This window comes from Rhizobacter sp. P2_D12 (assembly GCF_056404395.1).
On record NZ_JBFUEB010000065.1, the window covers coordinates 1 to 24520 of the forward strand.

A 24520-nucleotide genomic window follows, 5' to 3' on the forward strand; every position below is an offset into this window, starting at 1 on the left:
GCCTGGGCTGCGCCGTGCGCCTTGCGGGTGCCCTTTTGATGAGTCACGCGAGCCTTCCCGTAGTGTCAACAGGCCCTAGAGTGGTGGCCGCACTGTAACGGCAGCTCCATGACCACCCCCTGGCAACTCGCGGGCATCGACTTCACCAGCCGCCCGACCCGGCGCAAGCCCATCACCGTCGCGCTCGGGCAGGCGGCGCATGGCGTCGTGCGGCTCGAGCGCGTCGACACGCACGACGGCTTCGACGGCTGGCTCGCGTGGCTGCGCACGCCCGGGCCCTGGCTCGGCGCCTTCGACTTCCCGTTCGGCCTGCCGCGCGAGCTGGTGCAGGCACTGGGCTGGCCGATGGACTGGCTGCCGCTGATGCAGCACTACGCCGCCCTGTCGCGCGACGAGATCCGCACGCGCTTCGCGGCCTTCTGCGACGCGCGCCCGGCCGGCCGCAAGTTCGCGCACCGCGCGGCCGACGGGCCGGCCGGCTCGTCGCCCTCGATGAAGTGGGTCAACCCGCCGGTCGCCTACATGCTGCATGCCGGGGTGCCATTGCTGCTCGAGGCCGGCGTCGACCTGCCCGGCCTGCACGCCGGCGACCCGCAGCGCGTCGCGATCGAGGGCTACCCGGGGCTGCTCGCGCGCGAGCTGCTGGGCCGGCGCTCGTACAAGGCCGACGACAAGGCACGCCAGACGCCCGAGCGGCTGATCGCCCGCAAGGACCTGCTCGACGCGCTGGAGCAGGGCCGCTCGCGGCTGGGCCTGCGCTTGCGCCTGTCGCATGCGCAGCGCGATGCGCTGGTGGCCGATGCCTCGGGCGACCGGCTCGATGCGGTGTTGTGCCTGGTGCAGGCCGCCTGGGCCGCCGGGCAGGCCGATCACGGCCGCCCGTCGGTGAGCGACCCGCTGGAAGGCTGGATCGCCACGGCACCGCTTCGATAATTTCTGTCTTGACAGAAATTATTGGCGAACCTAGAGTCGGATCCCATGAACCTGTCTCCCACCTTGTCGCGTTTCGTCCTGCACTGGGGCGAGATGGGCACCCGCTGGGGCGTCAACCGCACCGTCGCGCAGATCCATGCGCTGCTGTTCATCACCGGCCGGCCGATGCATGCCGAGGAGATCGCCGACACGCTGGAGGTGGCGCGCTCGAACGTCAGCAACAGCCTGCGCGAGTTGCAGGGCTGGAACCTCATCAAGCTGGTCCACCTGGCCGGCGACCGGCGCGATCACTTCGAGACCTCCACGCAGGTGTGGGAGCTGCTGCGCACCGTGGTGCGCGAGCGCCAGCGGCGCGAGATCGCGCCGACCATCGAGGTGCTGAACGAGCTGCTGGCCGACCCCGCGCTGAGCCGCGATCCCGCCGAGGCACGGCTGCGCATCCGCGAGACGCAGGAACTGCTGGTCACGCTGACGGCGTGGAGCGACGAGATGCTCAAGCTCGACACCGACACGCTGACCAAGGTGCTGAAGCTGGGCGCGAAGATCAAGAAACTGCTGGGGCGCGATGCGCCGGCCGAAGAGGTCCACCCGGCACAACTGCTGGGGCCGTGAGCGCCCTTTTTTTTATTCATAAGTTTCTCTATAGACAGAAATTACAGACAGGATTGCCATGACGCCGACACCCTATCCGCTGACGCTGCTGTACGACGCAGCCTGCCCGCTGTGCCTGCTGGAGATGGATCACCTGCGCGATCGCAACCGCGACGGCCGGCTGGTGTTCGTCGACATCAGTGCGCCCGGTTTCGACCCCGCGCCCTACGGTGCGACGCTGCAGGCGATGGACGCCGAGATCCATGGCGTCACCGCCGACGGGCGCGTGCTGCGCGGCATCCAGGTGCTGCGCCTGGCCTACGAGGCGGTCGGGCTGGGCTGGTTCACCCGGCCGGTCGGCTGGGCACCGCTGAGGCCGGGCTTCGACGTGGGCTACCGCTGGTTCGCGCGGCACCGCAAGTCGATCTCGCGCGCCGCCGCGCCGCTGGTGCATGCGGTGCGCGCGCTGCGGGTCCGGCAGGTGGCGGCGCGCCTGCAGGCCTGCCGCAACGGCGCTTGCGACCGCAGCGAGTAGCCGGCCATGCGCAACGAAGTCACCACCATCCTGGCCGCGCCCGGCAGCAGCCCGCTGGAGGGCCGCGTCGTGTGGGCCCCGATGCGCTCGCTGTGGTGGTTCGCGATGGCAGTGGGCGGCGTGCTGGCCGTCGCGTGGCAGCCGAGCTGGAGCGGCCTGGCGCTGTTCCTCTCCACCAGCGCGGTCACGCTGTGCCTCGGCCATTCGCTGGGCATGCACCGGCGCCTGATCCACCGCGCCTACGCCTGCCCGCTGTGGCTGGAGCGTCTGCTGGTCTACCTGGGTGTGCTGGTCAGCATGGCCGGGCCGGCCGGCATGATGCGCACGCACGACCTGCGCGACTGGGCGCAGCGCCAGCCCCGCTGCCACGACTTCTTCGCGCACCGGCGCGGCTTCCTGCACGACGCATGGTGGCAGCTGCACTGCGAGTTGCGCCTCGCGCACCCGCCGCGCTTCGAGCTGCCGGCGCACTTGGCCCGCGACCCGGTGCTGATGGCGCTGGAACGCCACTGGCTGCTGCAGCAACTGCCGTGGGCGCTGCTGTTCTTCGCGCTGGGCGGCATCGGCTGGGTGCTGTGGGGCGTGTGCCTGCGCTGCGTCGTCGGGCTGACGGGGCACTGGATGGTCGGCCATTTCGCGCACCGCCGCGGCCACCGCAGCTGGCACGTGGACGGCGCCGGCGTGCAGGGCCACGACGTGCGCGGCTGCGGGCTCATCACCTTCGGCGAAGGCTGGCACAACAACCACCACGCCTTCCCGGGCTCGGCGCGGCTGGGCCTCTATCCGGGCCAGGCCGATCCGGGCTGGTGGGTGCTGCAGTTGCTGCAGCGCCTGGGCCTCGCGTGGGACATCAGCCTGCCGGCCACGCTGCCCCCGCGTGCGCAGTTGCGGGCCCTCGAACACGGCGCCGAACGCGTGCTGCTTGAAAGGAGAACCTCATGAAGGTCCTGGTGTGCGGATCCACCGGCTGCGTCGGTGCAGCCGTGGTGCACGCGCTGCGTGCGCGTGGCCACAAGGTGATCGAAGGGGCGCGGCGTCCGCCGGCCGTGCGCGACGCGATGGCGGTGGATTTCGCGCAGCCGGTGGCGCCGGACATGTGGGCCGAGCGCCTGCGGCGCGCGCAGGTGGAGGCGGTGGTCAACTGCGTGGGCATCCTGATGCCGTCCCGCGGCCAGCGTTTCGAGCGCGTGCACACGCAGGGGCCGATCGAGCTGTTCCGCGGTGCCGCGCTGGCCGGCGTGCCGCGGGTGGTGCAGGTGTCGGCGCTGGGCGTCGGCGACAGTGCCGAGTGCCTGGCGAGCGGCTACCTGCACAGCAAGCTGCTGGCCGACGACGCGCTCGCGTCGCTGCCGCTGGACTGGGCGGTGCTGCGGCCGTCGCTGGTGTACGGGCCCAAGAGCCGCAGCGGCGCGCTGTTCGCGACGCTGGCCGGGCTGCCGCTGGTCAGCCTGCCGGGGCGCGGCGCGCAACGCCTGCAGCCGCTGCACGTGTACGAGCTGGCCGAGGCGATCTCGCGCCTGGTCGAGCAGCGCGGGCCGCTGCGCGCGGTGCACGAACTCGGCGGGCCGCAGGTGCTGAGCTACCGCGAGATGCTGTCGCACTACCGCGCGGCGCTCGGCCTGGGCCCGGCACGGTGGTTGCCGTTGCCGATGGTGCTGATGAAGGCCGGCGCCTGGCTCGCGCAAGGGCTGCCGCAGAAGGTGTTCAGCCTCGACACGGTGCGGTTGCTGGAGCGCGGCAGCGTGCCGGCGCCCAACGCCTTGCCCGGCCTGCTCGGCCGCGCACCGACCGCGATGCCGCAGGGGCTGCGCATCAGCGCGCCCGAGCCGCTGCTCGACCTGCGCGCGGTACTGCGCCAGGCGGCCGCGCCGCTGATCCTCGCGTCGTGCACGTTGAACGTGGCGCTGGCGCTGCTGCTGTGGCTGGCCGCGCGCGCCGGGGGCACGCCATGAAGACGCGGCGCGACGCCATCGAGGCCGACCGCATGCCCTTCCTGCACCGCTGGCCGGTGCTGGCGGGTGCGCTGGCGGGCATCGTCCTGCGGCTGGTCTTCATCGGTCCGCCCGGTTCGCCCTGGTCGGCGATGGCCGGCGCCTTCATCTTCTTCACGCCGCTGGCGGTCGGCATGGTCACCGTCTACCTGGCCGAGCGGCAACGGCGCCGCTCCTGGGGCTACTACTTCAGCGCGCCCTTCCTGGCGACCGCGCTGTTCGTGCTGGGCACCTTGCTGGTCAACGTCGAAGGGCTGGTGTGCGCGGTCGTCATCGCGCCGCTGTTCGGTTTTCTCGGCAGCGTGGGTGGGCTGATCATGGGAGCCGCCTGCCGTTGGAGCGGGTGGCCCAGGCCGACGCTGTATGCGGGCGGGGCGCTGCCGCTCCTGCTGGGCGCCCTGGTGCCGGCGACCGCGCTGCAGGACGACCGCAGCAGCGTCGAACGCAGCCTGTGGATCGCCGCGCCGCCGGCGCTGGTGTGGCAGCAGCTGACGCAGTTGCCGGACATCCGCGCCGCCGAGGTCGAGCGCGGCTGGGCCTACCGCATCGGCGTGCCGCCGCCGCAATCGGGCATCACGCAATCGGGCATCACGCAATCGGGCATCACGCAATCGGGCGAGCTGCGCGTGCAGCACTTCCGCATGGGCAAGGGCATCCATTTCGATGGCGACATCACCGACTGGCAGCCGGCGCGCCGCATCGCGTGGACCTACCGCTTCGCCGAGGATTCGGTGCCGGCCGGGGCACTGGACGACCACGTGCGCATCGGCGGCCACTACTTCGACCTGCTCGACACCGCCTTCGAGCTGACGCCGGAGGGCGGCGGCACGCGGCTGGCGATGCGCACGCGCTACCGCGTGAGCACGCAGTTCAACTTCTATGCCGACGGCGTCGCCCGGCTGCTGCTGGGCAACGTCAGCGAAGTGCTGCTGGAGCTGTATGCCACGCGTGCTCGGGCCGGGGCCGGTCACGATCCCGTTGACCGCCTCGTCGGCCGCGAACTTCAGCGTGGTCGATTCGCGCAAGGGCCCGACCGCCGCGATCAACTGCGACAGCGCGTCCCCCAGGTTCCCGTCGCCTAACTCGCCGATCTGACGGGCTGGTCGACGGGCTTCAACTCGATCGTGCCGCGCGCGACGTAGCGCTGGAAATCGCCGATCGGGATCGCCGCCGAACCGTGGGTGTCACCGTCGGTCCAGCTCAGCGTGGCGTCGGTGATCGTCGTCTCGACCTCGATCGGCCCCGGCGGAATCACGATCGACTGGCCGTCGCCTTCGCGGTACTCGACCTTGCCGATGATCTGGGCTTCCTGCGCCATGGGGTTCCTCCTTGGAGTGTCGTCGGGCACAGGGTCCCTGGGGCGGAGCGGCGCGAGAATCGGACAGTACGCCGCGTGCGCGTAGTCCTTCTCCTACGGCGCCAGTGTCAGGCTGGTTTCCAGGCCCGGCTGCGCGTTGCGGATCGCCAGCACCGAGCCGTGCGCCTGCGCCACGAGCCGGCACAGGTACAGCCCGAGACCCACGCCACCCGTCGCGCGCTGGCGCGAACGGTCGAGGCGGTAGAAGGCCTGGGTCAGCCCGGGCAGTTGCTCGTCCGGCACACCCGGCCCGAAATCGCGCACCGCCAGCGTCACGCCGCCATCGGCCTCGCGCCGCGTGCTGACGACCGGCGGCTGCGCCGCATCGGCGCCGTGCCGCAGCGCGTTGTCGACCAGGTTGCGCAGCAGCAGCCGCAGGCGCACGCGGTCCAGAGGCAGCGCCGGCAGCTCGGACGCCAGTTGCAGGGCCACCGCCCGGCCCGGGAAATGCGTCGCCAGCACCTCGGCCACCAGCGTGTTCAGGTCGGTGTCCTCGCGCTGCAAGGCCGCGTGGCCGGACGCGAGGCGCTCGCTTTCCAGCAGGTCGCTCACCATGTCGCGCATCTCGGCCAGGTCGCGCAGCAGCGCGGTGCGCTCGGCGCTGTCGTCGACCAGCTCGGCGTTGACGCGCGCCCGCGTCAGCGGCGAACGCAGCTCGTGGCTGATGGCCAGCAGCAGCCCGCGCTTGGCGTCGAGCATCGCGTGGATCTCCTGCGCCATCGTGTTGACCTGGCGCGCCAGGTCGCCCAGCTCGTCGTTGCGCCGGATCGGAATGCGGTGCTCGAACTCGCCGCGGCCGAAGCGCACCGCGCCGGCGCGGATCTCGTCCAGCGGCCCCAGCAGGCGCCGCACGTGCGCGAACGCGGCCCAGGTGATCAGCAGCAGCAGCGTCAGCGTGCCCCAGCCGACCCACTTGGGGTGCTGCGTGGGCGTCGGCGGCGCGAGGCCGAAGACCAGCCGGTGCCCGTCGGCCAGCGTGCGCATGTAGACCATGCTCTCCTCGCTGCCGGGCGCGCTGACGCGCGGCCAGTTGAGCCGGCGCTGCGGGTGCGAATCCCAGTTGACCTGCGGGCCTTCGATGCGGATCGAGATCGGCAGCCGGGCCACCAGCGCCTGCGCGTGCGCGACGTCGGGCGGCGTGCCGATGTCGGCGCTCAGCAGGTCGACGTAGTCGCCCAGCAGCGGCCGGCCCCAGCCTTGCCAGCCCAGGCGCACCACCTCCTTCATGCCGGCCAGGAAGATGATGGTGGTGCCGATCGCCAGCAGCACGAACAGGCGCACCAGCTTCCACTTCAGCGAGTGACGGATGCGCTGACGGGCGCTGTGCCAAGGGCGGGACCAGCCGAAGCGCGGCATCAGCGCCGGCTCCCGGCGAAGGCGTAGCCGAAGTTGCGCAGCGTCTTGATGCAGTCCAGCGGCTCCAGCTTCTTGCGCAGCCGGCTCACCAGGATGTCGACGGCGCGGGTGTACAGGTCTTCGGCCGCCTGGCCGCGCAGCCGCTCGAGGATCTCGTCGCGCGAGAACATGCGGCTGGGCTCGGCGGCCAGCATCGCGAGCAGCTCGAACTCGGTGCCGGTGAGCTCGACCGGCTGGCCGTGGCGCTGCACCTCGCGCCGGTCCAGGTCGACCAGCAGGCCGTCGAAGACGAGCTGGCGCGGCGTGGCCGCCGGCGCCGCCGGCCGGGCGCGGCGCAGGATGGTCTGTACGCGCACCAGCAGCTCGCGCGGCTCGAAGGGCTTGGGCAGGTAGTCGTCGGCGCCGAGCTCCAGGCCGACCACGCGGTCCATCACGTCGCCGCGCGCGGTCAGCATCACGATCGGGATGTCGCTGTCCTTGCGGATCGCGCGGCACAGCTGGAAGCCGTCCATCTCGGGCAGCATCACGTCGAGGATGGCGGCGTCGTAGGTGTTGGCGCGCAGCAGGGCCAGGCCGGCGCTGGGGCGGGTGGCCGCGTCGAGCTGAAAGTCGAAGCGGCGGAAATACGCCGCCAGCGGCGCAGACAGGTGCTCGTCGTCGTCGATCAGCAAGAGGCGGGGCATGGGAGAGATTGTGCTGTGCGCTGGCTTCGACAGGCTCAGCCCGAACGGAGCAGCGCGAGCGCAGCGATGTGCACATCAAGCCACGCCCGCGGAACCGGCTTTGCCGGGCCGCCGGGCGGCGCCCCTTGGGGGCAGGAGCGAAGCGACTGGGGGGCCAACCATCAACTCCAGGGCCCGTGCCGCCGCTGCAGGAAGTCCCGCACCTGCCTTTGCTGCTCCGGCCGCAGGCTGTCGTAGAAATCCCCCACCGCGGCCACCAGCTTCGGGCTGCCGTCGCGCACGCTGGCCAGCTTGGTGTTGATCAGGTCCTGCGCGTGCCAGCGGTCGAAGGTGCCGTCGCCCATCAAGGCCTGGAACTGCGCCCGCGGGTCGCCGGCCCCGCGCAGCGCCAGCCGCTGCTGCTGCAGCGTGTCGATCAGCACGGCCAGCTTGGCCTGCTGCGCCGCGTCCAGGTCGAGCCGGCGCGCGGCATGGCTGACGGCCCGCTCCTTGAAGCGTGCGACGTCCGCCTCGCTCATCGATTCCCAGCGGCCGAAGCCGTGCGGGTGGTGCGACCAGGCGGCAAAGCCGCCGAACAGGGCCGAGGCGCCGAAGACGCCGATCAGGGTGCGTTTGAGCCAGGGGCGCATGGTTTCCTCTGCAGGTGATTGAACATGGCCTGCATGGTCGGGCGCGGCGCGTGCGGCGTCTTGTCGTGGCGGTATCGCTGTGTTTCGTTTCTTTTCAGCGCACGCTGAAGTCGTAGCGCAGCGTCTGCTCGAAGCGTTGGCCGGGCTGCAGCGTGCAGTCCGGCCACTCGGGGTGGTTCGGGCTGTCGGGCGAGAACTGCGGTTCGAGCGCGAAGCCGGCGTGCTTCACGTAATCGGCACCGGGCACGCGCGACGGCGTGCCGGCCAGGTAGTTGCCGCTGTAGAACTGCAGCCCCGGCAGTTGCGTGTACAGCTTCAGGCCGATGCGGCCGTCGCCCGAGCTCACCTCGGCCGCCGGCACGCTGCCGTCGGCGCAGCCGGTGTCGAGCCAGAACGAATGGTCGTAGCCGCGCGTCAGCTGCTGCTGCTCGTCGCGCATCAGCGCCTCGCCGATCGTGCGCGGCGTGCGGAAGTCGAAGCCGGTGCCGGCCACGGCGCGCCGCTCGCCGGTCGGGATCGATTCCGCATCGACCGGCAGGAACTGCTGCGCCGCGATGCGCAGCCGGTGCGCGCGCACGTCGCCGTCGGGCGCATCGCCGTCGAGGTTGAAGTAGGCGTGGTTCGTCAGGTTGACCGGGCAGGGCGCCGTCACGGTGGCGGCCAGGTGGATGCGCACGCTGAAGTCGTCGCCGAGCTGGTAGCGCACCGTGGCCTCCAGGTGGCCGGGGTAGCCCTGGTCGCCGTCGGCGCTGGCGAGGCCCAGCACCAGTTCCTGCGGCGCCTGCGACACCAGCGTCCAGACGCGCTTGTCGAAGCCGTCCGGCCCGCCGTGCAACTGGTTGCGGCCTTCGTTGGCGGACACCGCCACGTCGCGCCCGTCGAGCCTGAAGCGCGCGCCGCCGATGCGGTTGGCGTAGCGGCCGATGGTCGCACCCAGGTAGCTGGTCTGGCGCCGGTAGCTGGCCAGGCTGTCGCAGCCCAGCAGCAGCTCGCGCCGCATGCCGTCGGCCAGCGGCAGCGCGCACGAGACCCAGGTGGCGCCGTGGTCCATCACCTGGATGGACAGGCCGGCGGTGTTGCGGAGCGTGAAGACGCGGGTGTCGTGGGCAAGGCTCATGGATGTAGGCGAAGGACTGCAGCGAAATGCGGCCGTTAGTGTGCCTTGCGCGGCAAGCCCTCTGCTAAGGTCCGGTCGATGCACGCCTTCCACCTGCTGTTGCTGGCGAGCGGGCTGTTGATGTTCGTCAGCCTGCTGGCGGGGGTGTTCTCGACGCGGCTCGGGCTGTCCTTCCTGCTGGTGTTCCTGGCGGCCGGCATGCTGATCGGCGTCGACGGGCCCGGCGGGCTGCGCTTCGACGACACGCAGATGACGGCCTGGGTCGGCAATGCCGCGCTGGCGGTGATCCTGCTCGAAGGCGGCATCAGCACGCCGATGGCGGGTTTTCGCAGCGGGCTGAAGCCGGCGCTGCTGCTGGCCACCGCGGGCGTGGTGCTGACCGCGCTGATGATCGCCGGCGTCGCGATGGGCGTGCTGCAGCTCGACTGGCGGCACGGCTTCCTGCTCGGCGCGATCGTCGCGTCCACCGATGCCGCGGCGGTGTTCTCGCTGCTGCGCCATGCCGGCATCCAGTTGCCCGAGCGGGTGGCGGCCACGCTGGAGATCGAATCCGGGCTGAACGACCCGATGGCGGTGTTCCTGACGTTGGCGCTCACCGCGTCGATCCAGTCGCATGCCGGCCTGCAGGAGATCGGCCTCTTGCTGCTGAAGCAGGCCGGCTTCGGCGTCGCGATCGGGCTGGCCGGCGCGTGGCTCGTGTCGTGGCTGCTGAACCGGTTGACGCTGACGGCGGAGCACAGCGGGCTGCTGGCGCTGATCGTGCTGTCGGGCGGTTTCGTCGTGTTCGGCGCGGCCGGGCTGGTGGAAGGGTCGGGCTTCCTCGCGGTCTACCTGTTCGGCTTGCGCGTGCGCGCGCTGGCCGAGGCGGCAGCGCATGGTGCGTCGTCGGCGCTCGACGGCTTTGCCTGGGCGGCGCAGGCCAGCCTGTTCATGCTGCTCGGGCTGCTGGTGTCGCCGCGGCAGATGCTGGAGACGGCGCTGCCGACGCTGGCGATCGTCGGCGCGCTGCTGTTCGTCGCGCGGCCGCTGGCGGTGTGGCTGTGCCTGGCGCCGCTGCGCTTTCCGGTGGCGCAGCGGCTGTTCATCGGCTGGGTGGGGCTGCGCGGCGCGGTGCCCATCGTGCTGGCGCTGGTGCCGCTGATGGCGCAGGTGCCGGGCAGCTACCGCTTCTTCAATGTCGCGTTCGGCGTGGTGATCGCGTCGCTGCTGCTGCAGGGCATCTCGCTGCGCTGGGTGGCGCACCGGCTGAAGCTGGTCGAGGCGCCTGCCCTGCCGGCCGATGCCGAGCGCGCGGTGCAGGGGCGGCTGACGCTGGATGCGCAGCTGCCGCTGCAGGAGGTGTTCGCGTTCTTCCAGCTGCCGGTGCCGAACAACGCCGGGCCGACGCTGGGCGACTGGATGACCGATGCGCTGGCGCGCGGGCATGTGGAGGGCGACGCGGTCGACTGGCACGGCGCCACGTTCCGCGTGGCCGAGATGGCCGACCGGCGGATCGCGCGGATCGGGATTGCGCTGCGGCCGCGCGACCCGCAGGCTGCGTGACAGAGTGAAGTGTTGAGCCCGGAGCTTGAACTGCGGCGACTTGCCGCCAGCTTGGAGCGCATGCGGGGACAGCGCATCGAGTTCGGGGTGTCCTGCGCTTTCGAGAGAAACTCACGACCGAGAAGCTCAATGACCGGCTGGCGCGCATGTTGAAGGACATGGAACGCGCGGCGGACCGAAGGACCCCCTCACCATGATCCTGCGCAAGCGCCGGCTGCTGCGCGCGGCCAACACCGCCCGCCTCGCCACCTACCTGATCGCGCTGTGGAAGCTGTTCAAGCATCCGCAGACGCCGCGTTCGGCCAAGTGGGTCGCGGTGGCGGTGCTGCTGTATGCGGCGAGCCCGATCGACCTGATCCCGGATTTCATCCCCATCCTCGGGCAGTTGGACGACCTGTTGGTGATCCCGCTCGGCGTGGCGCTGGTGACGCGGCTGACGCCGAAGCCGCTGTGGCAGCAGTTGCTGCTGGAGGCGGAGAAGACGCGCGAGAAGCTGCCGCGCTTCTGGTGGGGCGCGCTGATCGTGGTGCTGGTCTGGCTGCTGCTGTTCGGTGGCTTCGTCTGGTGGCTGTGGCGCGGCGTGTTCGGCGCATGAGGTGGGCGTGGGCGGGGCTGCTGGTGGCGTGGGCCGCCGGCCCGGTGGCGGCGTTCAGCGGGGTGGTCACGCATGTGACCGATGGCGACACGCTGTGGGTGCGCGCCGATGGTGCGGCGGCCAAGGCGAAGCCGTTGAAGATACGCGTGCAGGGCATCGATGCGCCCGAGCGCTGCCAGGCCTGGGGGCCGCAAGCTGGCGAGGCGTTGGCCCGGCGCGTGCTGCACCGGCGCGTGGAAGTGCAGACGAAGGCGCGCGACGACTACCACCGCAGCATCGCCCGCGTGTCGATGCAGGGCGAGGACATCGGCGCCTGGATGGTGGTGCAGGGCCATGCGTGGAGCGACCACTGGCGGCGGCGCGAGGGCGCCTACGGTGCGCTGGAGGCGCAGGCGCGGGCTGCGCGGCGCGGCCTGTTCTCACAGCCGGATGCGATCGAGCCGAAGGTGTTTCGTAGGATGCATGGGGCCTGCGTCGCAAGCAAGCACTGACCGTTACATCGCTTGCCGTTGGTCGATCGGAATCGACGATGGCGCCCCTACCATCCGCGCGACATCAACAGGGAGCGTCGATGAGCAGGATGGGAACGTTCGGCCTGGCGGTGGCCTGCGCGTTGACGAACGCATGTGGCGGGGGCGGCGATGGCGGGGCGGCAGCGCCCGGGCCGGCGGGCGTGACGTTGTCGGGCCGGGTGATGCCGGGCACCCTGCAGGGCGCGGTGGTTTGCCTGGACGGCAACGACAACCTGCGTTGCGATGACGGCGAACCGGCGGCGGCGAGCGACGCGCAGGGCAGCTACGAGCTCGCGTTGACGGCGGAGCAGGTGCAGGCGCTGGCTGCGGCGCGCCTGGTGGCGGTGGTGCCCGCGTCGGCCATCGACACTTCGACCGCGCAGCCGGTGGGCGGCGAGCACGTCCTGCTGACCCGCCCGTACGACGCGGCGAGCACGAGCTACCACTTCACGCCGCTGCGCACGCGCGTCGAGCAGATCGTGTGGGGCGGCGTGGCACGCGAGCAGGCCGAGGCCGTGGTGCGGCGCGAGGCCGGCTTGGTCGACCTGGGCATCGATGACGACTACGTGGTGGCCGCCGGCGGGCTGCATGCCGACGAGGCGGCATGGGTGCGCGAGCAGGCGATGGCCTGGTTCGGGCAGCAGACGCGGGCATGGATGGCGATGCTGCACAGCCCGTCGGCGGACTGGTTCAACGAGGCCACGGGCGCGGGGGTGTTCGAGCTGTCGGCATCGAAGGGCAGCGATGGCACGGTGTACACGGTGCTGCAGTCGCAGCTGCAGGCGGCACCAGTGGCCGGCGACTGGATCGCGCTGAACCGGTCATGGAGCTTCGATCCGGTGAAGGACACGGCCTTCCAGGGGTACACGCTGATCGAGACGCGGGGGGATTTTCTGGATGGTGAACTGGGGTGGCTGGACGGGGACCCGCAGGGCTCGTTGGCGCAGCGGCTGGATGGGGGGCGGGTGCTGAGGCTGCGCGGTGGGGTGGCGATTGCGGCGGAGTATCGGGATGTGGTGGACCTGGCGGGCGTTGAGATGGCGCGGGAAGACATCGGCGGAGATGCCGACGTCGTGCTGTCGGGGAGCTACCCGGCCGGGGCGAAGCGGTTTGCCAACCATGCGGTCGTGCAGTGGCGCAGCGGGGGGTATGCGGATGCGTACGAGGAGGGGCAGCCGTTCGGCGTGACGTTCGCAAATCTCGACCAGTTCATTGAGGCGCGGCGTGTGCAGCCGGACGGCAGCGGCGCGTGGCGGCCGCTGCGGGGGCAGGAAGCGGGTGCGGTGGAGATGGGGTTCGACGCACAGGGCAACGTGCTCTTTCGCRATGCCAGCACGCTGGCTCCACTGGGCAGTTCCCCATCGACGTTTTCGGTGTTCGGCGGTGCGCGGTTGCTGGTGGTGCCTTTGAGCGATGCCGCCAGCTTGACCGAGTTCGGTGAACGAGGGCGGTTCTTGTACTTCTGCGAGCACTTCGGCGTGCATGCGGTGACGCTACGGGAATCAGGCGGTATGGTGCTCGGCAGAGATCTGCGATGGCTCAACGGCGCAGCGAAGAATGCAGCGCTAGGCTCGCTTGGGGTTCCCCAGGTTCCGCGCTGAATCAGGCACTCGGGTGCGTGGATCGCTCCTATGTCGACACGGATTCATCCCCTGCGCCCGCATCGTCACCCTCGACTTTTTCGAGATCGATGACGACGTCGTCTCTCTGCGTGTTGCGATCACGCCAAGAGAAGTTGGATGAGGTCGATGGCGACGAAGTATCAGACCGCGCATTTGAGGACTGCCCTGCGGTTGGCGCGTGAGTTTCAGCCCGGAACTCGGCAAGGTTGACAACGACATCCGTGCCATTCTCCGCGGTTCCCTCGGTCGCAGAGGAAATGACCTCTTCCAGCCGAGRCACGTCGCTGTCGCTCCTGAGGTCTGATTCGTGTTCCAGCGAATCGCTGTCGTCGTCTTCGTCGGAAATTTCTCCTTTCGCCAGTTTCTTCAACCGCTCGGCCACGGCCTTGTGCGCTACCTTGAGTCTGCCGAGTTGCCCCACGGGGTCTGTGGCCAGTTCTTCCGGCTTTCGAACCATGGCTCCCATCATCTTTCGAATGCCCTTTCGAGTCAGCAACTCCGCGGCTCCAATCTGCTTGACAAGGTCGCGACGCAGCGTGGATTCGACCTCATACGCGTAAGGTTCCGGAAGATCGGTTGGATCGATGGGATAGGAGACCAAGGTTTCGAACCGACTGATCAGTCCTTCCATGCGCGAGATATTGGGCACGACGAGGAAATCGTGCCGCCCAGGCTTCTGCAGCGCCCACCAGGGAATCGGTGGCTGGCTCGCGGCTTTCGTGCGTGCGCGCTGCTCGTTCTTCTCTTTGGTGTTGGCGTATGCACGATACCCCACGGCGGCACTACCGACCGATGCCACGCTGCCGAATGCGGATCCACCCGCTTGTATGCTTTCCGAGGCGGAGGTGGACTCGAATCCTGTCGCTGCCTCGGCGCACAGGCTCATGGCAGTGATGCATGACTTCCCGAGGTAAATGCTGCCATTTCCCCAGAAGTAGCCAGCATAGGATATACCGGATTTGGAAAAACTCTGCCCATTGTTTTCCCAATACTCGTTCTTTTCCGCTGTCGCAGCGAGATCGACCAGCCTTTTCTCACTCTGTGCCCAACTCTTGGGACAGGGGGCACCATTTTGCACCGAGGAAATGTAGGCGATCGAGTCATGCAGCATCTTCAGCGTTGCTGGCGGCAGAAGATCGCTCCTTCGCAGCAGTTCGCCAATCTGCTTCGCTTCTGTGAGCTTGATCGCAGCGGCAAGGGCGGTCACCTGATCGAAGATGCGCCAGATTTTCGCTCGTGTCTCAGGCGTTGCTCTTGCCGCATTGGCGAGCTCGAGAATATAGTATTTGATATCCCCTTTCTCCTTCATCAGGCGATCGAAGTGCTTCTGCAGGTCCAAGCCGCTTCGCGTCACGGAAACTCCGGTCTGCATGCCCGTCACAGGATCGTGACGCTGGACTACCGAGGTTGGGTCGTCGCGATCGACCAAGTGCCCCCACAGGGCCAGCAATTTCACCTGCAAATCTGCCCGGAGTGGCTTGAGAAAGGTATCCAGATGCATTTCAATCTGACCTTTCATCAACCGGTTCAATCGCGCAGGATCGACCTTGGTCTGATCTTTCGGATCACTGATATTTCCGCGTGCGGTCTGGCTGATGATGTTCAATTGAGCCAGCGCCTTTCCGGCCAGATCGTGCTTCGCCCGGCGAAGCATCAGCGGGTACGATGCGAGTTGCGTGACGGCCTCGATGAGGCCAAGGAGATCTGCAACGAAAATCGCGGCGTCGAATCCATCGAGTTCCGAGCGAAGGTTGTGAATCGACTTGCCCATGGATGTCAATGCGATCGACAGATTGGTCAGCGCGCGCACGGCCTTCGCAGTCGCAATGTTCCACTGGACATTGAGCTGCACGAACTCCTTGCCGAGCGCAAGTTCTGCCAGCAGTTGGGCCGACCGAGCATCGAGGCAGGCGCGAGCGTCTTGAAGCTGCTTGGGGCCTTCGGCGGCACCCACGTGCGAATCCCAGGCGGCGTCGATGAATTCGTAAAGCTCGTCCAGAAACGCGATGTGAGGCTGCAGAGCTTTCCTCTTCAGGATCTGGGCACCATCGGGTTTCTCGATGTTGTTCAGCGCATCGAGATTGCATTGGAGGCGATTGCGACGCGTTGCAATCTTTCGCCTCATCTGCTTCAGAGATTCCAGGGCTTCGTCACGCGTGCGTCCTGCCGGGGTGGCGGCTCGAGTAGCCGCTTCGAGAAGCCTCAGCTCTGCCTTGACGCGAGGGAGCGAGGGGGCAGGAATATCCGCGTTGTCTTGGTCCTTGTAGTCGGTGGAGGATTGGTTCGGCAAGCGGAATGGGCCTTTGAAGGCCTGGAGAATGACGGCCTTGGGCTGGGCGCTGGCCGCACCACAGGTCGTGCCGAACAGGCTGACATAGCTTTGCAAGGCCACGTAGATGGTATTGACGACGAAGCCGATCGTCCTGAACAAGACGATCTGCTCGGGACGGGCCATCGTGGCGAGGTTCAGGCCGGTGGCGGCGAGACCGCGAAGGAGAATCAGTGCTCCGGTCCAGCCATTCGTGGTTTTGGTCGGTACATTGTAGAAATCGGCGGCCTCGCCAAGGGCAGCCAGGAATTCTGGTCGCCAGCCGTTCTCGTCGGAGAATCCTGCGGCTCGGGCCAGCAGCGTTGCCAGTGCGTTTCCATGGAGGCGGATGGCTTCGTCGGTGAGCCCTCCTTTCCTTTTGAGGGCCTGCAGTTCGTGATACTTCTCGTTGTAGAGATCGATACAGGCCTTCGCCTGGTCGTTCTCGTGGTACCTGCCTTCAAACCAGCGTTGCTCAAGCTCCAGCAGCGATTGAATACCTTCGCTTGATCTGCGCAGTGCCCCAGTGGCGTTGCCGCGTGCTACGAAGGGGCCGGGAGGTACCCAGCCCGAATTGGGTTTGGGCGCTTCGGACCTTTCTGAAGATTCAGAGCTCTCGCTTGAGGATGAAGCTGAGCGCTTCAGCTTTTCTTTGGCCTTGGCGCGACGAGTTGCATTATCGCTGCTTGAGTCGTCGTCACATGATGTTCCGGAATGGTTTGACTTGTGATGCGACGCAGTTTCCCCTCCTGCGGGCCATGTCGATTTTCCTCGTGAGGCCAGTGGGGGGCTGCCGATGAGACCCGTGATTTCACTTGAATCAACAAATCTCGTCGTGACAGTCCGTTTCGTTGGACTCGGACTTGATCGATGGGGAGAGCTTTCGGAGTGTCTCGAGGTCTTCTGGAAGAGGATCGGCTGCATGCGGATGAAATTTGAGCGTTCAGAAGATGGGAGGCTCGAGAGGAGCGCTCGCGACAGAAGCCAGGGACCCTAGACCGATCCATCGCCGAGATGTGCGTGCTGCCAAGCGTGGGCTGCATCTGTCGCCGTGCCCATCATCTCTGTCAGGTCGGCCGYAGTCGTGTGATCGAGGTGCAGGTGCAGCATGTGAACCAACTCCCTCGTCCTGCCATCCGGGGAGCACCTGTTCGTCATRCAGGGTGTCCAAGGGGGATCGAGGTTCAGCGCCTGGCCCGTCGCATCTCCATCGAATGGGTCTTGCATTTGCGCGATCCGGCACTGAACCAGAAGTCGCCCGACCTGATCGCAGGGGTCTGCATGGATCACGTCAAATTCGATGCCCTCGAAGCCGATGGTGACGATCAGGGACTTGTCGAACGCCTCGAAGAGCGGTGGGGTAGGGACGTCGTGCCGTCGGCACAGTTCGTCCGCGAGGGCGATGAATGTCCGTCGCCACGGGTTGATCTCGTTGGGCACACTGTCTCCTGATTCGTGCGCAGACCGTTGTGCGAGACGTCGGCTTCAACGTCTGGGCATTTCAATCTGGGTGATGCGCCGCAGGTGCGGTCAGCCATTTCACGAACCGTGAGTAACCGTCGCCGGAGATCAGGTTCCACTCCTCGCAGAGAGGACTGGAAGCATTCTGCGTGACACGCAGCTCACTTCCTCATCAACGTACTCTTCCCGAACATCGACTCGATCAGATCCACCGCCACCTCCGCCGTTCGGTTGCGCACATCCAGCGCCGGGTTCAGCTCCATCACGTCCAGCGAGCCCAGCCTCCCCGTGTCGGCGATCATCTCCATGCACAGCTGCGCCTCGCGGTAGGTCGGCCCGCCGCGCACCGTGGTGCCCACGCCCGGTGCCACGTCCGGGTCGAGAAAGTCGACGTCGAAGCTCACGTGCAGGTGCGTGTTGGCATCCAGCGTCGCCAGCGCCAGCTCCATCGTGTGGCGCATGCCCATCTCGTCGATGTAGCGCATGTCGAAGACTTCCAGGTCCATCTGGTGCACGAAGCGCTTCTCGCCCTCGTCCACGCTGCGGATGCCGATCTGCCGGATCCACTTCGGGTTGATCGCCGGCACGTGCCCGCCGATCTCGATCAGCTCCTTCGGGCCGTGCCCGCACAGGCACGCCACCGGCATGCCGTGCAGGTTGCCGCTGGGCGTCAGGATGTTGGTGTTGAAGTCGGCATGCGCGTCCAGCCACAGGATGCGCAGCTTCTTGCCGGTCTCGCGGCAGTGGCGCGACACCGCGCTGATCGAGCCCAGCCCCAGGCAATGGTCGCCGCCCAGCAGGATCGGCAGCCGGTCGAGCTTCAGCTCGGCGTGCACCGCGGTGTGCACCGCCTGGTTCCAGGCCACCACCTCGTGCAGGTGGCGGTAGCCGTCCACCGGCGGCTGCCACGGGTTGGCCGGGCCCGCCAGGTTGCCGCGGTCGGCCACCTCCAGCCCGTGCCCTTCGAGCACCGGCACGATGTTGGCCACGCGCAAGGCCTCCGGGCCCATGCTCGAGCCGCGGGTGCCGGCGCCGATGTCGGTGGGCGCGCCGATGATGCTGATGGATTTGCTCATGTCAGGGGCCGCTTCAAAGGTCGGTTGCGAAATGGTTCTTGTCGTTGGGGTCGATGTCGCGCAGCTCGAAGCCGTACTCGGCCTCCAGCAGGCTCCAGGCCTCCTCGGCGGTCTCGACGAAGCGGAACAGCTGCAGGTCCACCTCGCTGATCATGCCGGTCTGCACCAGCAGGTCGAAGTTGATCAGCTGCGTCCAGAACTCGCGCCCGAACAGCAGGATCGGCCGGCGCCGGCACTTGCCGGTCTGGATCAGCGTCAGCGCCTCGAACATCTCGTCCAGCGTGCCGAAGCCGCCGGGAAAGCACACCAGCCCGATGCTGCGCATCAGGAAGTGCATCTTGCGCATGCCGAAGTAGTGGAACTGGAAGCACAGCTCCGGCGTGATGTAGGGGTTGGGCGCCTGCTCGTGCGGCAGCACGATGTTCAGCCCGATGCTCTTGCCGCCGATCTCGTGGGCGCCGCGGTTGCCCGCTTCCATGATGCCGGGGCCGCCGCCGGTCACCACGTAGATCGGCTGGCTCAGCGCCTTCGATTTCAACGTCACGATCTCGGCGAAGCGGCGCGCCTCTTCGTAGAAGCGCGACATCGCGACGTGGCGCTCGGCGATGCGCAGCGCGGTCTCGTTGCCCGCCGCCTGCGCATCGGCCAGCAGCCGCTGCGCGACATCGGGCGACACGATGCGCGCGCTGCCGAAGATCACGATCGTCGATTCGATGCCCTGCTCGCTCTGCACCAGCTCCGGTTTCAGCAGCTCGAGCTGCATGCGCACCGGGCGCAGCTCTTCGCGCAGCAGGAAGGTGGTGTCGGTGAAGGCGAGGCGGTAGGCGCTCTCCGGGCCGTCGTAGCGGTTCGGCGCCTGGGGTTTGTCGGCCTCCTGGCGGGCCGTCGGGAAATTGCGGGCGGTGAGGTCGGTTCGCTTGTCCATCCGCGCAGCTTAACGCCGCCGGCACCGTGAATCATGCGGCCTGGGCCAGCAGCGCATCGAAGGCGTCGTGCAGCGCCGGCGTGCTGGCCTTCAGCGAGCGGCTCTCCAGCAGCGCCAGCCCGTCGCGCGCCTCGATCAGCGCCCCCGATTCCTGCAGCAGCACGATGCCGGCGGCGGCATCCCAGGCGCCCATGTCGTGCTCCCAGAAGGCGTCGATGCGGCCGGCCGCCAGGTAGGCCAGCTCCAGCACCATCGAGCCGGAGCGCCGCACGCCGCCGAAGCTGCGCAGCACCCGCCCCAGCTCGCCCAGGTAGGCCGCCATGCGCGGCGACGTCGGCTTGGGGAACACCGTGGCGGCCATCGCGTCCAGCGGCCGGCCGCGCTCGGCGCACACCAGCTCGGCGCCGTTCAGGCGCGCGCCGCGCCCGCGGATGGCGGCGAACAGCTCGTTGCGGCACGGATCGAACACCGTGCCCACCACCGGCTCGCCGCCCACCACCAGCGCCACCGACACCGCGTACTGCGGGTAGCCGCGCAGGTAGTTGGCGGTGCCGTCCAGCGGATCCACCACCCACAGCGGCGGATCGCAGGCGCCGGCCACCGCGGCCTCGTGGCGCCCGATCTCCTCGCCGAGGAAGGCGTGGCCCGGGTAGGCGCGGCGCACCACCTCGTGGATCAGCTGCTCGGCCTCGCGGTCGATCTCGCTGGCCAGGTCGCCCGGCTGCTTGCGCGTGACGGCCACCGTGCTCAGCCGCGAGCGCGACGCCTGCAGGTGGGCACCGGCCGCGCGGGCGGCGCGCTCGGCGACACGGTAGGCGGCCAGCAGGTCCAGCGGTACTGCGCTCATCGGGGCCTTTCGGTGATTGCGAGGGGAGGCGGTGTCATCACTTGGCCCGCGACAGCAAGTTCACGTAGTCGTGCTGCGCGGTGTCGATGATGGATTCGCGGTGTTCCACCGGCTTGTCGCCGAAGGTCAGCGCGATGCGGTGCACCTGCATCACCGGCAGGCCGGCGGCCAGGCCCAGCAGGCGCGACACGCGCCGGTCGGCCGCGGTGGCGCGGGCACGCTCCAGCGCGCGCACCACCGTGATGCCGAACTCGCTCTGGTACAGCTGGTAGAGGGTGCTGGGGCGCTCGCGCAGGCGCTTCTCGGTCAGGCCCTTGAACAGCCCGGCCGGCAGCGAGAGCCGGTCCAGCATCACCGCCCGGCCCTGCAGCGCCAGCCGGTTCTCCACCTGGAAGGCCGGGTCGCCGGCGCGCAGCCCCAGCCGTTCGGCGACGGCCTCGTCGAGCTTCACGCGGTCGAACGACACCAGCTCGACCGACGGCGCCTCGCGCAGCCCGTCGGAGCGCTCGACGTGGAAGAACTGGAACAGGAAGCGGTCGGCCGAGTGCGTCGCGACGAAGGTGCCGCGGCCCTGGCGGCGCACCAGGATGTGCTCGGCCGACAGCTCGTCGACTGCCTTGCGCAGCGTGCCGATCGAGACGCCGAAGGCGCCGGCCARCTCGGGCTCGCTCGGCAGCGTCTGCCCGGGCGGGTAGGTCCCCGCCTCGATGGCCTGCAGCAGCGAGCGCTTGACCACCCGGTACAGCGGCATGCCGGCGGCCTCGGGCGCGATGGCCTGGAAGTGCGGCGCGGCGGGCACGGACGGCATGCACCGGATTCTACATCTGGGTCATCCAGGTCAATCAACTCATATGGATGACTCGTTTGACAGTCGGGAAACGACGGCCGATATTCGCGCCCATCGTGGTGGCCGCCGATGGTGCGGCAGGAGAGCCTGATGATTCATTTCGTGTTGCATGACGCCCATGACACCGTCGCGGTGGTGGTCGTCGAAGGCGTGAAGGCCGGCATGTCGCTCGCCGGCTGGATCATGGACGAGGACCGCATGACCGAGCTGCGCGCGCAGCAGGACATCCCGATCGGCCACAAGATCGCGCTGCGCGACATGGCGGTCGGCGACACCGTGCTGAAGTACGGCATCGACATGGGCAAGGTGGTCGCGCCGATCAAGGCGGGCGAGCATGCCCATGTGCAGAACATCAAGACCAAGCGGTGGTGAGACGCGGAGGGCGAAAGAGGGGCCCCACGCAGTGGGGATCGCAGCCCGTAGTCGTCTCGCGGCTCGAAGAGCCGCCTCAGCGTTGAACAGAGGAAACTTTACATGTCCGTCATTTCCAGCAGTACCACCTTCCTCGGCTACCGCCGCGAGAACGGCCGCGTCGGCGTGCGCAACCACGTCATCATCCTGCCGCTCGACGACCTGTCGAACGCCGCGGCCGAGGCCGTCGCCCACAACATCAAGGGCGCGATGGCGATCCCGCACCCGTACGGCCGGCTGCAGTTCGGCGCCGACCTCGACCTGCACTTCCGCACGCTGATCGGTGCCGGCTGCAACCCGAACGTCGCGGCCGTGGTCGTGATCGGCATCGAGGACGGCTGGACGAAGAAGGTGGTCGACGGCATCGCCGCCACCGGCAAGCCGGTCGTCGGCTTCGGCATCGAAGGCCACGGCGACCACGACACCATCCTGCGCGCCTCGCGCGTCGCCCGCGACTACGTGCAATGGGCCAGCGAGAAGCAGCGCGAAGCCTGCCCGATCCACGAGCTGTGGGTGTCCACCAAGTGCGGCGAATCCGACACCACCTCGGGCTGCGGCGCCAACCCGACGGTCGGCAACGCCTTCGACAAGCTGCACCCGCTGGGCAGCACGCTGTGCTTCGGCGAAACCTCCGAGATCACCGGCGGCGAGCAGATCGTGGCCGCGCGCTGCGCGAATGACGCGGTGCGCGAGCGCTTCATGTTCATGTTCAACCGCTACCAGGACATGATCAACCGCCACAAGACCAGCGACCTGTCCGACAGCCAGCCGACCAAGGGCAACATCGCCGGCGGGCTGACGACCATCGAGGAGAAGGCGCTCGGCAACATCCAGAAGATCGGCAAGCGCTGCACCGTCGACGGCGTGATCGACAAGGCCGAGGTGCCCACGCACCCGGGCCTGTGGTTCATGGATTCGTCGTCGGCCGCGGCCGAGATGGTGACGCTGTGTGCCGCCTCGGGCTATGCGCTGCACTTCTTCCCGACCGGGCAGGGCAACGTGATCGGCAACCCGATCGTGCCGGTGATCAAGATCTGCGCCAACCCGCGCACCGTGCGGCTGATGAGCGAGCACATCGACGTCGACACCTCGGGCCTGCTGCAGCGCGAGATCACGCTCGACCAGGCCGGCGACAAGCTGCTCGAGAACATGCTGCGCACCGCGAACGGCCGCCTGACCGCTGCCGAGGCGTTGGGCCACCGCGAGTTCGTGCTGACCCGCCTGTTCGAGAGCGCATGAAGATCCTGATCCCGGAGTTCATGGACGAGCGCGCGGTGGCGCGGCTCGCGGCGCGCCACGAGGTGGTCTTCGAGCCGACGCTGGTCGACGATGCGGCGCGGCTGCTCTCGCTGGCACCGAGCGCCGATGCGATCGTCGTGCGCAACCGCACCCAGGTGCGCGGCGCGCTGCTGGCCGCGCTGACGCGCTGCAGGGTGGTGGGCCGGCTCGGTGTCGGCCTCGACAACATCGACCTGCCGGGCTGCGGGGCGCGCGGTATCCGCGTGATCCCGGCCACCGGCGCCAACGCGCAGAGCGTGGCCGAGTACGTGATCGCGACGGCGATGCTGCTGCTGCGGGGGGCCTATGGCGCGAGCGCCGAGGTCGCGGCCGGGCGCTGGCCGCGCGCCGCGCTGTCGAACGGGCGCGAGATCGGCGGCAAGACGCTGGGCCTGGTCGGCTTCGGCTCGATCGGGCAGCTGACGGGGCAACTGGCCCGGGCCGTCGGCATGCAGGTGATCGCGCACGACGCGGCCATCTCGCGCCACGACGGCGTGCGCCTGGTCGGCCTCGACGAGCTGGTCGCGCAAGCCGACGTGGTCAGCCTGCACGTGCCCTTGCTGGACGGCACGCGCCACCTGATCGACGCGACGCGGCTGGCGGCGATGAAGCCGGGCGCGGTGCTGATCAACTCGGCACGCGGCGGCGTGGTCGACGAGGCTGCGGTGGCAGCGGCGCTGAAGGCCGGCCGGCTGGCGGGCGCGGCGCTCGACGTCTTCGAGGCCGAGCCCTTGCCGGCCGGCAGCCCGCTGGCCGGTTGCCCGAACCTGCTGCTGACGCCGCACGTCGCCGGCGTGACCCACGAGGCCAACGAGCGGGTTTCCTTCATGATCGCCGACAAGCTGCTGGAGGCGTTGGCATGACGGCGATGACGATGGACGAGGCGCGCCACAAGGTCGCTGCCGCGCTGCAACGCGCCGGCGCCAACCCGGCGATGGCCGCCTCCACGGCGCGCGCGCTGGTGCTGGCCGAGGCGCAGGGCCTGGCTTCGCACGGCCTGAGCCGGGTCGCGCAGTACAGCGGCCACCTGCGCTGCGACCGCGTGAACGGCAACGCGCAGCCGCAGGTGGTCCAGCGCAAGGGCGGGGCGCTGGTCGTCGACGCGCAGGAGGGCCTGGCCTTCCCGGCCTGCGACCTGGCCATCGCCGAGGCCGTCCGCACCGCCGAAGCGCAGGGCATCTGCATCGCCGGCATCGTCAACAGCCACCACTGCGGCGTCGTCGTCGACCACCTGCGCGCGGTGGCGGCCGCCGGCATGGTCGGGCTGGGCTTCTCGAACTCGCCGTCGGCGATGCCGGCCGCGGGCGGCAAGCACCCGGTCTTCGGCACCAACCCGGTGGCGGCGGTGTTCCCGCGCCGCGATGCCGACCCGCTGCTGATCGACCTGAGCCTGAGCGAGGTGGCACGCGGCAAGCTGATGGTGGCCGCCAAGGAAGGCCGCAGCATCCCGCTCGGCTGGGCCCTGGACGCCCAGGGCGAGCCCACCACCGACCCGAAGGCCGGCATGGACGGCTCGATGCTCGCGATCGGTGCCGCCAGCAGCCCGAAGGGCACGATGCTGGCGCTGGTGGTCGAGCTGCTGGTGACGGCGCTGATCGGCGCCAACTTCGGTTTCGAGGCCTCGAGCTTCTTCGTCGACGAGGGCAACCGGCCGCACCTCGGCCAGGCCTTCATCGTGATCGACCCCGGCGCGCTGGCCGGGCGCGAGATGTTCCTCGACCGGCTGGAGGTGCTGGTGGCCGAGATGCTGCGCGACGACGGCGTGCGCCTGCCGGGTGCGCGCCGCGAGGCCTTGCGCCGGCAGGCCGAACGCGACGGATTGAACGTGTCGGAGGCGCTAGCGCAACAGCTGTCCTGAGCCTACGAACTTCCACGCATATCGATAGGTTTGCAGCCGGCCCGCG

The 24520-nt window shown here is 68.8% G+C and carries 25 protein-coding genes; 14 read left to right on the forward strand and 11 right to left on the reverse strand.

The window, feature by feature from the left end; genetic code table 11:
- Positions 1-108: 108 nt before the first annotated feature.
- Genes AC1DYN_RS20630 through AC1DYN_RS20655 form a run of 6 tightly spaced genes read left to right on the forward strand, consistent with a single transcriptional unit; the run spans position 109 to position 5132 of the window.
- Positions 109-933: a DUF429 domain-containing protein gene (locus AC1DYN_RS20630; RefSeq protein WP_477962976.1), complete on the forward strand. Its 825-nt coding sequence runs from the start codon at positions 109-111 to the stop codon at positions 931-933.
- A gap of 45 nt (positions 934-978) precedes the next feature.
- Positions 979-1545: a GbsR/MarR family transcriptional regulator gene (locus AC1DYN_RS20635; RefSeq protein WP_477962977.1), complete on the forward strand. Its 567-nt coding sequence runs from the start codon at positions 979-981 to the stop codon at positions 1543-1545.
- Positions 1546-1603: 58 nt separating this feature from the next.
- Positions 1604-2059 carry a thiol-disulfide oxidoreductase DCC family protein gene (locus AC1DYN_RS20640; protein WP_477962978.1) on the forward strand — a complete coding sequence of 152 codons (456 nt, stop codon included), beginning with the start codon at positions 1604-1606 and terminating at the stop codon, positions 2057-2059.
- 6 nt (positions 2060-2065) lie between these two features.
- Entirely contained in the window at positions 2066-3001 is a 936-nt protein-coding gene (locus AC1DYN_RS20645; RefSeq protein WP_477962979.1) for an acyl-CoA desaturase, read from the forward strand.
- Positions 2998-4011, forward strand: a complete 1014-nt coding sequence (locus AC1DYN_RS20650) for an NAD-dependent epimerase/dehydratase family protein (RefSeq protein WP_477962980.1) — start codon at positions 2998-3000, stop codon at positions 4009-4011. The genes AC1DYN_RS20645 and AC1DYN_RS20650 overlap by 4 nt, the downstream gene beginning before the upstream one ends.
- On the forward strand, positions 4008-5132 hold the full coding sequence (locus AC1DYN_RS20655; protein WP_477962981.1) for an SRPBCC family protein: 1125 nt from the start codon (positions 4008-4010) through the stop codon (positions 5130-5132). Before AC1DYN_RS20650 ends, AC1DYN_RS20655 begins: the two co-directional genes overlap by 4 nt.
- Here AC1DYN_RS20655 and AC1DYN_RS20660 read toward each other — a convergent pair.
- From AC1DYN_RS20660 to galM, 5 genes are all read right to left on the reverse strand, one after another.
- Positions 5129-5368, reverse strand: coding sequence for a hypothetical protein (locus tag AC1DYN_RS20660; RefSeq protein ID WP_477962982.1), 240 nt, complete (start codon positions 5366-5368; stop codon positions 5129-5131). The two genes, AC1DYN_RS20655 and AC1DYN_RS20660, sit on opposite strands and share 4 nt — an antisense overlap.
- 93 nt (positions 5369-5461) lie before the next feature.
- Positions 5462-6763 (reverse strand): sensor histidine kinase, encoded by a 1302-nt coding sequence (locus AC1DYN_RS20665; protein ID WP_477962983.1) that lies wholly within the window; start codon positions 6761-6763, stop codon positions 5462-5464.
- A complete protein-coding gene (locus AC1DYN_RS20670) occupies positions 6763-7446 on the reverse strand; it encodes a response regulator transcription factor (RefSeq protein WP_477962984.1) in 684 nt (227 codons plus the stop codon). The genes AC1DYN_RS20665 and AC1DYN_RS20670 overlap by 1 nt, the downstream gene beginning before the upstream one ends.
- Before the next feature lie 161 nt (positions 7447-7607).
- Complete coding sequence (locus AC1DYN_RS20675) at positions 7608-8075, reverse strand: Spy/CpxP family protein refolding chaperone (protein WP_477962985.1); 468 nt, start codon at positions 8073-8075, stop codon at positions 7608-7610.
- A 94-nt stretch (positions 8076-8169) separates the two neighbouring features.
- Positions 8170-9192: a galactose-1-epimerase gene (gene galM, locus AC1DYN_RS20680; protein WP_477962986.1), complete on the reverse strand. Its 1023-nt coding sequence runs from the start codon at positions 9190-9192 to the stop codon at positions 8170-8172.
- A gap of 78 nt (positions 9193-9270) precedes the next feature.
- Between galM and AC1DYN_RS20685 the strand changes: the two genes are divergently transcribed.
- The 4 genes from AC1DYN_RS20685 to AC1DYN_RS20700 all read left to right on the forward strand — a co-directional run bounded on the left by AC1DYN_RS20685 (position 9271) and on the right by AC1DYN_RS20700 (position 13442).
- Positions 9271-10734: a potassium/proton antiporter gene (locus tag AC1DYN_RS20685; protein ID WP_477962987.1), complete on the forward strand. Its 1464-nt coding sequence runs from the start codon at positions 9271-9273 to the stop codon at positions 10732-10734.
- Between the two features lie 193 nt (positions 10735-10927).
- Positions 10928-11329: a YkvA family protein gene (locus tag AC1DYN_RS20690; RefSeq protein WP_477962988.1), complete on the forward strand. Its 402-nt coding sequence runs from the start codon at positions 10928-10930 to the stop codon at positions 11327-11329.
- Positions 11326-11820 carry a thermonuclease family protein gene (locus AC1DYN_RS20695; RefSeq protein WP_477962989.1) on the forward strand — a complete coding sequence of 165 codons (495 nt, stop codon included), beginning with the start codon at positions 11326-11328 and terminating at the stop codon, positions 11818-11820. The genes AC1DYN_RS20690 and AC1DYN_RS20695 overlap by 4 nt, the downstream gene beginning before the upstream one ends.
- 80 nt (positions 11821-11900) lie before the next feature.
- The gene (locus tag AC1DYN_RS20700) at positions 11901-13442 is read left to right on the forward strand and encodes a hypothetical protein (protein ID WP_477962990.1); all 1542 of its coding nucleotides are present in this window, start codon (positions 11901-11903) and stop codon (positions 13440-13442) included.
- Between the two features lie 28 nt (positions 13443-13470).
- Here AC1DYN_RS20700 and AC1DYN_RS20705 read toward each other — a convergent pair whose 3' ends face one another.
- From AC1DYN_RS20705 to AC1DYN_RS20730, 6 genes are all read right to left on the reverse strand, one after another.
- A complete protein-coding gene (locus AC1DYN_RS20705) occupies positions 13471-16695 on the reverse strand; it encodes a hypothetical protein (protein ID WP_477962991.1) in 3225 nt (1074 codons plus the stop codon).
- A gap of 69 nt (positions 16696-16764) precedes the next feature.
- Positions 16765-17211: a type III secretion system chaperone family protein gene (locus AC1DYN_RS20710; protein WP_477962992.1), complete on the reverse strand. Its 447-nt coding sequence runs from the start codon at positions 17209-17211 to the stop codon at positions 16765-16767.
- A gap of 182 nt (positions 17212-17393) precedes the next feature.
- On the reverse strand, positions 17394-18308 hold the full coding sequence (gene rocF / locus AC1DYN_RS20715; RefSeq protein WP_477962993.1) for an arginase: 915 nt from the start codon (positions 18306-18308) through the stop codon (positions 17394-17396).
- Between the two features lie 13 nt (positions 18309-18321).
- Positions 18322-19233, reverse strand: a complete 912-nt coding sequence (locus tag AC1DYN_RS20720) for an LOG family protein (RefSeq protein WP_477962994.1) — start codon at positions 19231-19233, stop codon at positions 18322-18324.
- Positions 19234-19264: 31 nt separating this feature from the next.
- Positions 19265-20080: an inositol monophosphatase family protein gene (locus AC1DYN_RS20725; RefSeq protein ID WP_477962995.1), complete on the reverse strand. Its 816-nt coding sequence runs from the start codon at positions 20078-20080 to the stop codon at positions 19265-19267.
- Positions 20081-20117: 37 nt separating this feature from the next.
- Positions 20118-20888 (reverse strand): GntR family transcriptional regulator, encoded by a 771-nt coding sequence (locus AC1DYN_RS20730; RefSeq protein WP_477962996.1) that lies wholly within the window; start codon positions 20886-20888, stop codon positions 20118-20120.
- A 129-nt stretch (positions 20889-21017) separates the two neighbouring features.
- Here AC1DYN_RS20730 and AC1DYN_RS20735 point away from each other — a divergent pair, with 129 nt between their 5' ends.
- The 4 genes from AC1DYN_RS20735 (at position 21018) to AC1DYN_RS20750 (ending at position 24474) form a co-directional block, all read left to right on the forward strand.
- Positions 21018-21299 carry a UxaA family hydrolase gene (locus AC1DYN_RS20735; protein WP_477962997.1) on the forward strand — a complete coding sequence of 94 codons (282 nt, stop codon included), beginning with the start codon at positions 21018-21020 and terminating at the stop codon, positions 21297-21299.
- A 102-nt stretch (positions 21300-21401) separates the two neighbouring features.
- Entirely contained in the window at positions 21402-22577 is a 1176-nt protein-coding gene (locus tag AC1DYN_RS20740) for a UxaA family hydrolase (protein WP_477962998.1), read from the forward strand.
- Positions 22574-23479, forward strand: coding sequence for a hydroxyacid dehydrogenase (locus AC1DYN_RS20745; protein ID WP_477962999.1), 906 nt, complete (start codon positions 22574-22576; stop codon positions 23477-23479). The genes AC1DYN_RS20740 and AC1DYN_RS20745 overlap by 4 nt, the downstream gene beginning before the upstream one ends.
- Positions 23476-24474, forward strand: coding sequence for an Ldh family oxidoreductase (locus tag AC1DYN_RS20750; RefSeq protein WP_477963000.1), 999 nt, complete (start codon positions 23476-23478; stop codon positions 24472-24474). Before AC1DYN_RS20745 ends, AC1DYN_RS20750 begins: the two co-directional genes overlap by 4 nt.
- Positions 24475-24520: the final 46 nt, after the last annotated feature.